The organism is Henriciella aquimarina, from assembly GCF_002088975.1.
Lineage (GTDB): Bacteria > Pseudomonadota > Alphaproteobacteria > Caulobacterales > Hyphomonadaceae > Henriciella > Henriciella aquimarina.
In genome coordinates, this window is record NZ_NCST01000008.1 from 1 (window position 1) to 10,476 (window position 10,476).

The 10,476-nt window shown below is 63.6% G+C and carries 8 protein-coding genes; 1 reads left to right on the forward strand and 7 read right to left on the reverse strand.

Annotated elements, in window-relative coordinates; all coding sequences use genetic code 11:
• The 5 genes from B8784_RS00940 to B8784_RS00960 form a co-directional block, all read right to left on the reverse strand.
• A partial coding sequence (locus tag B8784_RS00940; protein WP_158085535.1) for an AAA family ATPase occupies positions 1–232 on the reverse strand: 232 nt, incomplete at its 3' end.
• A gap of 9 nt (positions 233–241) precedes the next feature.
• Positions 242–1,360, reverse strand: a complete 1,119-nt coding sequence (dnaN, locus tag B8784_RS00945) for a DNA polymerase III subunit beta (RefSeq protein WP_084395754.1) — start codon at positions 1,358–1,360, stop codon at positions 242–244.
• A gap of 186 nt (positions 1,361–1,546) precedes the next feature.
• On the reverse strand, positions 1,547–3,001 hold the full coding sequence (locus B8784_RS00950) for a DnaA ATPase domain-containing protein (RefSeq protein WP_084395755.1): 1,455 nt from the start codon (positions 2,999–3,001) through the stop codon (positions 1,547–1,549).
• A gap of 465 nt (positions 3,002–3,466) precedes the next feature.
• A complete protein-coding gene (rpsT, locus tag B8784_RS00955) occupies positions 3,467–3,730 on the reverse strand; it encodes a 30S ribosomal protein S20 (protein ID WP_084395756.1) in 264 nt (87 codons plus the stop codon).
• A gap of 123 nt (positions 3,731–3,853) precedes the next feature.
• A complete protein-coding gene (locus B8784_RS00960; RefSeq protein ID WP_084395757.1) occupies positions 3,854–4,630 on the reverse strand; it encodes an enoyl-CoA hydratase in 777 nt (258 codons plus the stop codon).
• 104 nt (positions 4,631–4,734) lie between these two features.
• Between B8784_RS00960 and B8784_RS00965 the strand changes: the two genes are divergently transcribed.
• Positions 4,735–6,645 carry a gamma-glutamyltransferase family protein gene (locus tag B8784_RS00965; protein ID WP_084395758.1) on the forward strand — a complete coding sequence of 637 codons (1,911 nt, stop codon included), beginning with the start codon at positions 4,735–4,737 and terminating at the stop codon, positions 6,643–6,645.
• 134 nt (positions 6,646–6,779) lie between these two features.
• Here the strand turns inward: B8784_RS00965 and B8784_RS00970 are convergent, their stop codons facing one another.
• On the reverse strand, positions 6,780–8,591 hold the full coding sequence (locus B8784_RS00970) for an SLC13 family permease (protein ID WP_084395760.1): 1,812 nt from the start codon (positions 8,589–8,591) through the stop codon (positions 6,780–6,782).
• 502 nt (positions 8,592–9,093) lie between these two features.
• The coding region (mutS, locus tag B8784_RS00975; RefSeq protein WP_084395759.1) for a DNA mismatch repair protein MutS at positions 9,094–10,476 on the reverse strand (1,383 nt) is incomplete at its 5' end.

The following is a 10,476-nucleotide window of genomic DNA, read 5'->3' on the forward strand; positions in this document are numbered from 1 at the left end:
CATCGACGGTGGCGGAGATGGTCCAGCCGCCCTCGGCGCCGTGGCGGGCGAGATCGGCCAGCGTCGCGCTGCGCAGGCCGCGGCCGGGGCCGAGCTGGGAGACGGCTTCGAGCAGGTTGGTCTTGCCCGCGCCATTCGGGCCGTAGAGGCAGACATGCCGGCCATCGAGATCCAGCGAGACGGTCTCGTAATTGCGGAAATCCCTGAGGCGCAGGCGGGTAAGGGCGGTCATCGCCCCCGCTTACACCCGAAGCGGCATCAGCACATAGCGGCAGCCCGCATCGCCCGGATCGAGGATCAGCGCCGGGGAGGCCGGGTCGTTCAGCAGGAATTCGGCGTCCTCGGCTTCGATCTGGGCGGTGACGTCGAGCAGGTATTTTGCGTTGAAGCCGATCTCCATGGCGTCTTCGCTATAATCACACTCGATCTCTTCATGGCCCTGGCCGGTTTCGGCCGAGTTCACGGCGAGGATGACCTTGCCCGGCTCGATCGAGAGCTTCACCGAGCGCGAGCGTTCGGCCGACACGGTCGAGACGCGGTCGACGGCGGCTTCGAAGGTCTTGTTGTCGATGATGAGGCGCTTCTCATTGCCCTTCGGGATGACGCGCGCATAGTCCGGGAAGGAGCCGTCGATCAGCTTCGAGGTGAGCACGGCGCGCCCGGCACGGAAGACGATCTTGGTTTCCGACACCGCGATAGAGACGTCGCCATCGACCTGGTCGATCAGGCGGCGGACCTCGCCGATTGCCTTGCGCGGCACGATCACGCCTTCCAGACCGTCGGCGCCTTCCGGCGCGGTGGTGTCGGCGAGCGCCAGACGGTGGCCGTCAGTGGCGACGGCGCGCAGCACCTTGCCGCCATCGCTGTCGGCAGCATGTAGGTAGACGCCGTTCAGATAGTAGCGGGTCTCCTCGGTGGAGATGGCAAAGCGGGTCTTGTCGATGAGGCGGCGCAGGTCGGCGGCATCGACATCGAACTTGATGGCGGAATCGTCGCCAGTCATCGTCTGGAAGTCGGAGGCCGGCAGGGTCGGCAGCGCGAATTGCGAGCGCCCGGCGCGGATCGAGAGGCGGCGGTTCTCCGGGTTGAGCTCCAGCTCGACATCGGCGCCGGACGGCAGCTTGCGGACCACGTCGAACAGCGTGCCGGCGGGCGCGGTGATCGCGCCCTCGCTATCGACCTTGGCATCGGCGCTGTCGACGGCCTCGATATCGAGGTCGGTGGCGACGAAGGTCACCTCGCTGCCCTTGGCTTCCATCAGGACGTTGGACAGGATCGGGATCGTATTGCGCCGCTCCACCACGTTCTGCACATGCGACAGCGCGTTCAGCAGGTCACTTCTCTCGATCGTCAGCTTCATCAATCAGCCCATCTTGCAGCAGTCTTCTCGCTGCTTCCTTGTCTCGTCCTTCTACCCGGCCCGCCCATGCGAATCGGCCCGCTTCCTTGAGGAAGCGGGCCGGATACCCTTGTCAAAATGGGCCAAATTGCAAGCCCCTCAAAGCCGATCAGGGGCAAGAATTTTCGGAATCCGGCCTGTGGCGGCCTAGTTCCCTTCCGCCTGGATCTCGAACACCATCTCGCGGACGCGTTCGACGTCGCGAACCATGTCCGGATCGCTTTGCAGGGCCTTCTTCACCTTGCGCCAGGCATGCAGGACCGTGGTGTGGTCCTTCTTGGAGAAGGCGCGGGCCACTTGCGGGTAGGACTTGTCGGTCATTTCCCGGCAGAGATACATCGCGATCTGGCGCGGATAGCAGATCGTGCGCGACTTGTTTGCGCTTTCGATCTCGGTCTTGGACAGGCCGAAGGCGCGCATGGTCGCCCGCTTGATATTGTCCAGCGACGGGGCCTGATATTCGCCCTGCTGGCGGCGCAGCACCGTGACCAGCATCTCCATGTCGGGCTCGTCCTCGCCATAGCCGGTCTCGGTCTGCAGGCTCCAGAGGACGCCGCAAAGCTCCCGGCCGGGGCCGCGCACCGTGGACACGATCTTCTCGATCATCTCCTCGTCCAGCTCGAAGTTCGGCTGGTCCTGACGGATCATGGCCGCATGCAGGCGCACGATCTCACGGCGCATCTCCTGATCCGGCAGGCCGACCTCGGTGGCCGCCGCGCCGAGCAGTTCGCCGCGCATGCGCTGGGAGAAGCCTTTCAGGTCACCCGGCGCCTCGTCGGCGGTGAGCACGACCCGTCCGCCCTTTTTCGTGACCGAGCGGATATTGGCAAAGAAGGCGTCATCGGTCTTCTGCTTGCCGGCAATCCATTGCAGGTCGTCGATCAGGAGCAGGTCATTGTCACGGACCTGGGTCTTCAGATCGCGCGTGTCACCGGCGCGGGCGCCGTCGACAAAAGCGGTCATGAACTCCTCGGCGGTCATATAGGTGACGCGCCGGCCATCCTCGAGGTGTGCCACGGCGCCCTCGATGGCGCGCAGGATATGGGTCTTGCCCGTGCCCTGGCGGCCATAGATGAGCGAGACGTCCGCGCCGCGCTTGCCGCCGGCAACGATCTCCTGAGCGAGGCCGACAGCCCGTTTGTTGGTGTCACCAACGATCAGGGTGGCGAAGGTCATGCCCGGCTCAAGGGTCGTACGATCCGTACTCGCGGTTTCCGTGACCTTTGCCGGACGTTTCAGCTCCGCCGCCCAGGGATTGTCGACCAGGTCACGCGTGCTGGCGGGAATATCTTTCCAGCAGGTGATCCTCAGCGCCCGGCCCTTGGGGTCGGCCTTGCGCCAGATGCGTTTGAGCATCGGTCTGTGATTGCTGTTGATCCGGTCGAATGCCAGTTGGTCGCGGGCAGCGATGACGACTTCATCATCCACTTCGGCCACGAAGCGGAGATCGGAAATCCATTTGTCGAAATCCTCGGCGGATGTCTGGGTCTTCGTGTCGTTCAGCACATCGATCCAGATGTCGCGTCCGCGGTGAATGTCTTTGCCCGTCTTCCCTTTCTGGTTGTCTTCGCCCCGTCTGCTCGATTCTTCTTGCAGCCCCATTGGAACTTCCCCTTTCCTGTGTTTTGCTGTTCCACTCTCCAGTGCCGATCAGAACACACGAACCCTGTCCGGACCTTTCAGGTCCGCCAATAAAAACACGCCGTACAGGGACTAATTTCCGTCGATGGACTTACTAAAACACAGGGCTTCTGAGGCTGGCAAGCTAACTTTCTTCAAAAAAATGTCGCCTCAGCCGCTCTCTTCCGTTGACCTCCGGAAAAGGCTTTACGAATCAATTATTAACCACGGAGCTATCAGCTGTAAAAAATATTTTGAGTATTTTGTTCATGGAATGTTCTGTCAAGTTTGGGCGCGCTAATAGCCTGTGTATAAGGGCATTTTTACCAGTTTTTTCGCACCGGAGAGGCCGTCAGGACACGTACCAAAATGGGACGCAAAAAACCCGCATGGCTGAGCATGCGGGTCTTGCAAAATTGCAGTCTTGTAATGTGTGCCTGGAAGGGCTCAGCCCATCGCTTTGACACGGGCGCTCAGGCGGGAAATCTTCCGCGCCGAGGTGTTCTTGTGAATGACACCCTTGCCGGCAGCGCGCATGATTTCCGGCTGGGCGGTTTTCAGCGCTTCGCTGGCGGCCTTCTGGTCACCCGACGCGATCGCTTCCTCGACCTTGCGGATGAAACGGCGCATGCGCGAACGGCGCGCGGTGTTCACTTCCGTGCGGCGCGCAATCTTGCGCACCATCTTCTTGGCTGACTTCGTATTCGCCATCAATAACTCCTGAGTGTCCGGTCGGACGCAAGCGGCGGACATACCCAAAGGCCCTCGCGCCGTCAACCGGAACTGATAGCGGTCTCTGCATAAACCGCCGTCTTTCTGTGTGCCAGGCCGGGCCTAGCGGTTGTTGAAGTGCGGTTCGCGCTTCTCCACGAAGGCTTCCATGCCTTCCTTCTGGTCCTGTGTCGCAAACAGCGAATGGAAAAGGCGCCGCTCGAAACGGACCCCGTGACTGAGCGGGGTTTCATAGGCGGCGTTGACCATCTCCTTGGTCATCATCGCGGCCGCCTGCGGCATGGAGGCGACCTTGCGGGCGACCGAGCGGGCCTCCTCGAGCAGGTCGTCGGTCGGCACCACGCGCGAGACAAGCCCGCAGCGCTCGGCCTCGGCGGCATCCATCATGCGCCCGGTCAGGCACATTTCCATCGCCTTGGACTTGCCGGCGAACCGGGTGAGACGCTGCGTACCGCCCGCGCCTGGCGATACGCCGATGGTGATTTCCGGCTGGCCGAACTTGGCGTTCTCGGCGGCGAGGATGAAGTCGCACATCATGGCGAGTTCACAGCCCCCGCCGAGCGCATACCCCGACACCGCCGCGATGACCGGCTTGCGCATGCGGGAGGCGCGCTCCCAGTTGCGGGTGATGAAGTCATTATAATAGGCGTCGATATAGGATTGCTCGCGCATCTCCTTGATATCGGCCCCGGCGGCGAAGGCTTTCTTCGAGCCGGTGATGACAATGCAGCGGATCGAGGCATCATTGTCGAACTTGTCGAGGGCCTCGGTAAGCTCGTCCATGAGCTCATTGTTGAACGCATTCAGCGCGTCTGGCCGGTTGAGCGTCACGATCGCGACAGCGTCGTCGACTTCAGTGAGCAGCGTCTTGTATGCCATGATGTGCCCTGTTTCTGGTCCTTGCTTGCTTTTTGCGGTCTCAGCCGCAAGTCTCGGTTGGCATAAGGGAATAAGTGTACGGCGTCGATAGGGAGCAACCAGTCATGAAATTTAGCCCCACAATGAAAGCCTGGCTGCTGAGCGGTCTGGCATCAGGTCTTATCGCTTGTGCAGCGGCACCGGCCCAGGCCCAGGAGGCGAGCCCGCCGGAGGCGGCTGCCGAGGAAGACGTTGCGTACAGTGAGCCCGGCCCCGGCGACCGCATGCCGAGCGGGCGGGATTATGGCGTGCGCTCGGCCGTGGTCGCCCCGCATGCGGCAGCCGCCACCGCGCATCCGTTGGCCACCCAGACCGCGCTCGACACCATGAAGGCGGGCGGCAATGCCGTCGACGCCGCCATCGCGGCCAATGCCATGCTGGGCCTGGTCGAGCCGACGGCGAACGGCATTGGCGGGGATCTCTTCGCCATTGTCTGGGATCCGCAGACCGAGACGCTTTATGGCTATAACAGCTCCGGCCGCTCTGCGCAGGGCGCCACGCTGGAGGATATCCAGGCGAAGGCCGACGAGTATATGGAGGGCGAGGAAATCCCGCCCTATGGCGCGACGCCGGTCACCGTGCCCGGCACGGTCGATGGCTGGTTCGCCCTGCATGACAAGTTCGGTACGAAGGATGTGAGCACGCTGGTTGCGCCGGCGGTGAAATATGCCCGCGAGGGCGCGCCCATCCCGGAAGTGATCGCGTATTATTGGCAGCGCAGCGAAAAGAACTTCGAGAAGTATGCCGAGAGCGGCATGATCGAGGAGTTCGACAATGCCCGCGAGACCTATTTCTCGCCAACCCCGCGCGAGGGCTCGCTGTTCAAGAACCCGGACCTTGCCGACACGCTGGAGACGATTGGCGCGGAAGGCCGCGACGCCTTTTACAAGGGCGAGATCGCACACACCATGGCCGACTATTTCGAGCGGATCGGTGGCTTCCTGACCTATGAGGACTTTGCCAGCCATGAGGGCGAGTGGGTCGATCCGATCTGCGTGCCCTATCGCGACGAGGTGAAGGTCTGCGAACTGCCGCCGAACACGCAAGGTATCGCGGCGCTTCAGATGCTGCAGATGCTGGAGCGGTTTAACCTGTCGGAGATGGGTTATGGCTCCCCCGACAGCCTCGTCGCCCAGATCGAGGCGAAGCGGCTTGCTTTTGCCGACCGCGCCAAGGGCTATGCCGATCCGGCCTTCAGCGGGATCGACCCGGAGGTCTTCGTGCGGGAAGGTTATAATGCCGAGCGCTCGAAACTGATCGATATCGACAAACCGATGGCAACCGTCGACCCGGGCATGGATTTCGCCGCCGATGCAAAACTGGAAGACGGTGACACGACCTATCTCACCGTCACCGACGAGAATGGCATGATGGTCTCGCTGATCCAGTCGAACTATCGCGGCATGGGCTCGGGCCTTGTGGCCGACGGGCTCGGCTTCATGTTCCAGGACCGTGGCCAGCTCTTCTCGCTCGACCCCGCGCATCCGAACGCCTTCGAGCCCGGCAAGCGGCCTTTCCACACGATCATCCCGGCCTTCGCCTTCCGGAAGGACATGCCGGGCTGCCAGGTCCGCGCCGAGCCGATCGAGCAGGCCTGTCCGTATGAGCCGTGGATGAGCTTCGGCCTGATGGGCGGCGGCATGCAACCGCAGGGCCATACCCAGATAATCGTCAACCTGATCGACTTCGGCATGGGCCTGCAGGAAGCCGGCGATGCCGCGCGCTGGGAGCATACCGGCGGCTGCGAGCCGACCGATGCCTATACCGGCGACGCCTGCGAGCAGGAGATGGGCACCGTCCATCTCGAAAGCGGCATCCCGCCGGAAACCCGCGCCGAACTGGAGCGCCGCGGCTACACCGTCGAATGCTGTGAGGCCAATGGCGGGGGCTACCAGGCCATCATGCGCGACTTTGAGAGCGGGGCCTGGATCGCGGCCACCGAGATGCGCAAGGATGGCGACGCCGACGGGTTCTGATCGGATTAGCCCCACCCTGACCCTCCCCGCAAGCGGGGGGGGGGGCCGCGTTACGCCAGGAATTGAGGCTGTCGCCTGAACGGCCCCGCAGGCTCCCCCTCCTCTCTGGGGAGGGTCGGGGTGGGGCTTGCTTCTTACCCGAGCGGCCAGAAGACCGGGATAACCAGCATCGAGACCGCGAAGAGCAGCAGGTTCAGTGGCAGGCCAACGCGGGCGAAGTCGGTGAAGCGGTAGCCGCCGGCATTATAGACCAGCGTATTGGTCTGATAGCCGATCGGGGTGGCAAAGCTCGCACTGGCGGCAAACATCACCGCGACGACGAAACCGCGCGGATCCACGCCCATCGTGGTCGCCAGCCCGATGGCAATGGGCGTCATCAGGATGGCGGTGGCATTGTTGCTGACGAACTCGGTCAGCAGGCTGGTGAGGAGGTAGACCGCTGCCAGGGTGACAAGCGGGGGCAGGTGGCCGATCTGTCCGGCGATGCCGTTGACGAGGAAAGCCCCCGCGCCTGAGGTCTCCAGTGCCTGGCCCAGCGCCAGCATGCCGAAGATCAGCATTAATATGTCCCACTGGATCGACTTGTAGGCTTCCTGGTGGTCGAGGCAGCCGAGCGCGATGACGCCGGCCGCCGCGATGAGGGCGAGCCCGGCAATCGGCATCACGCCGAAGGCGGCGAGGATCATGACGAGCAGGATCGCCCCGATGGCGATCGGCGCCTTGTCGCGGCGGATGGGCCGTTCGGTCGTCTCGGTGAGATTGCTCAGCATGCCGTCATCGAACATCTGCCGCAGGCCGGCGGGCGGGCCTTCGACCAGGACGGTGTCGCCGATGTCGAAGCGGATATCGCGTCCGCCGCTGCCGATATTCGCCCCGCGCCGGTGAATGGCGATGGCATAGACGCCATAGAGACGAACGAGACCGGCGCCGACGATGGGCCGGCCGACCAGGCGGGAGTCGGGGCCGACGACCCCTTCCATGACATGGGTTTCGCTGGTCTGGACGGGCTCGAAGGCCTGCGTCTTGCCCGCATCCGGGCCGATGGCGACATTGCCAGCGTCGCGCAGGGCGAGCATTTCCGACACTGGCGAGCGCAGGACGAGCCGGTCGCCGGCCTCGAGCGTGAGGGTGGAGAGCTCGTCGCGCCGGGAGCGGTGCTGGCGCATGACGTCGATCACGGTGAAGCCTTTTTCGGCGGAAAAACCGGTCTCCTTGATCGTCTTGCCGATCAGGACGGAGTCGACCGGGATCAGCACCTGGGCGATGAAGCGGCGGTTCTTCGAGGTGGGGAGAAGGTCTGCCAGCGACTCCCGGGTGGGCAGCAGCCAGCGCCCGGCGACCACCATGTAGACCGTGCCGGCGGCGGCAAGGCAGAGGCCGGCCGCGGTGATCTCGAAAATGCCGAACGGGGCAAGCCCGGCCTCCTGCGAGACACCATCCACCAGCAGGTTGGTCGAGGTGCCGATCAGGGTCGTCATGCCGCCGAAGATCGAGGCGTAGGAGAGCGGGATCAGGAGTTTGGACGCGGCGATGCCGACCGTCTGGGCCAGCCGGATGGCGACCGGGATGAGGATCACGACAATCGGCGTATTGTTCATGAAGGCCGACATGATGATGACCACCACCATCAACGCGCCAATCGCCGCGAGAGGACTCCACCGCTTCGCCATGCGCACAATTGCGTTACCAATCGCGCCGATGACACCGGTGCGCTCGAGCGCGGCCGAGAGGATGAACATGGCCCCGATGGTGATCGGCGCGGCATTCGAGAAGACGCCGAGCGCGTCATCGACACTCAGTATGCCGAAGATGAGCAGGGCCGCCATGGCCAGCAGGGCGACAATGTCGGCCGGGATCCGCTCGCGGGCAAAGCCGGCGAAGACCAGGACGACCAGTCCGAGAACAATAGCGATCTGCACAGGATCCGGGAGGGTGAGGTCGAACATGAAGCGGAAAAACAATGTGTCAGTTTGGCGTCTGCCATCAAGAAATAATGCAAGGCGTCAATACAACCGAGTTTATCTCTTGGGGCCCTGTAGATTGGCTGACAGTCCAGGCGTGAAAAGGCGGCCGGCGGACAGTCTAACCGGGATGAGACAAGAATGCCTGACAGAGCTGTATGGATGCCCGTCTGGAATCGAGATCCCATGGACAACGGAAAAATTTTCTAGTATTTCGCGTGTCAGGCGAATATACTGGTTGCGAAATAATATTGAATTGCGTTTGGCGGTAGAAACTGCCTGCACGAAATTGTCGACGCCGCCCGGGTCCCGTCCCTGGACCTTAGAGCTAAGCCTCAAGGCTGGTCCGCTGCTGCGAACGGCGCCAGTCTTTCACAGCTGCATTGTCCCCCACTAATTGATGCCGCTGTGGTCGGGTGGCGTCGACAAGCTTTCCGCGCATCATATCGGGCTTTCCCCACGTCCGCTTCGCCCCGGGCGAGCCCGCTCAGGACGGCTCGCCGCTCTCGGCCTTCAACCGGTAAAGCATCTCCAGCGCTTCGCGCGGGCTCAGCCCGTCGGGGTCGATGGCGCGCAGCGTGGTGAGGGCCGTGTTTTCGGTCTGCTCCTCGAAGGGCGTGCTCTCTTCGGCCACGGCAGCGAAGAGCGGCAGGGCCTCGACGGCATCGGGTTTGGTCTCGAGTTTCTTCAGCACCTGCTCGGCCCGGCGCACGGCGCGGGCGGGCAGACCGGCCAGGCGCGCGACCTGTACACCATAGGACTTGTCGGCCGCGCCCGGCTGGACGTCGTGCAGGAAGACCAGCTCATCCTTCCATTCCTTGGCACGAAGGCTGAGATTGGCGGCCTGCTCCAGCTCTTCGGCCAGGCCCGTCAGCTCGTGATAGTGCGTGGCGAACAGGGTGCGGCAGCCATTGATGTTGTGCAGATGCTCGACCGCCGCCCAGGCGATGGCGAGCCCGTCATAGGTCGAGGTGCCCCTGCCGACCTCATCGAGGATGACGAAACTGTCCTGGGTCGCCTGACTGAGAATGGCGGCGGTCTCGACCATTTCCACCATGAAGGTCGAGCGCCCGCGCGACAGGTCATCAGAGGCGCCGACGCGGGAGAAGACGCGGTCGGCGAGGCCGAGCCGCATGCGCTTGGCCGGCACGAACAGCCCGGCCTGGGCGAGGATGATGGCGAGGCAGGCCTGGCGCAGATAGGTCGACTTGCCGGCCATGTTCGGGCCGGTCACCAGCGCCAGGCGCGGGCCGGCCTGACCTGTGGCGTCCAGCGTCAGGTCGTTGGCGGTAAAGCCGTCCCCGGTCTTGCGGAGCGAGGCTTCGACGACGGGATGGCGTAGGCCTTCGGCCTCGAAGACGGGCTCATCTGACAGTTCGGGGCGCGCGGCGCCCGCTTCTTCGGCCCAGTCGGCATTGGCGGTGGCGACATCGATCACGGCAAGCGCATGACCGGCCGCCGAGATGGCGTCCGACAAAGCTTCGACGCGCGCGCAGAGATCGCGGAAAAGCTCCAGCTCGCGCGTTTTCGCCGCCTCTTCGGCGCGCGAGATGCGTCCGGCGAGGTCGGACAGTTCTGCGGTGGAAAAGCGCACATTGGAGGCCAGCGTCTGGCGGTGGATGAAGGTCTCGGCATGCGGCGGCTTCATCAGCGCGTCGCCATGGCGCGCCGGCACATCGATGAAATAGCCGAGCACATTGTTGAACTTGATCTTCAGCGCATTGATGCCGGTCTCCTCGGCATAGCGCGCCTGTAGCCCGGCGATGATCTGGCGCGAGTCGCGGCGCAGCGTCTGGGCCTCGTCGAGGCTCTCGTCCCATCCTTCGGCGATGAAGCCGCCATCGCGGGGCAGGGCCGGCAGGTCGTCGGC

What these genes read in the sequence shown, in the direction of transcription:
- dnaN (WP_084395754.1), bottom strand. Translation starts at nt 1,360, where the DNA reads ATGAAGCTGACGATCGAGAGAAGTGACCTGCTGAACGCGCTGTCGCAT.
- B8784_RS00950 (WP_084395755.1), bottom strand. Translation starts at nt 3,001, where the DNA reads ATGGGGCTGCAAGAAGAATCGAGCAGACGGGGCGAAGACAACCAGAAA.
- rpsT (WP_084395756.1), bottom strand. Translation starts at nt 3,730, where the DNA reads ATGGCGAATACGAAGTCAGCCAAGAAGATGGTGCGCAAGATTGCGCGC.
- B8784_RS00960 (WP_084395757.1), bottom strand. Translation starts at nt 4,630, where the DNA reads ATGGCATACAAGACGCTGCTCACTGAAGTCGACGACGCTGTCGCGATC.
- B8784_RS00965 (WP_084395758.1), top strand. Translation starts at nt 4,735, where the DNA reads ATGAAATTTAGCCCCACAATGAAAGCCTGGCTGCTGAGCGGTCTGGCA.
- B8784_RS00970 (WP_084395760.1), bottom strand. Translation starts at nt 8,591, where the DNA reads ATGTTCGACCTCACCCTCCCGGATCCTGTGCAGATCGCTATTGTTCTC.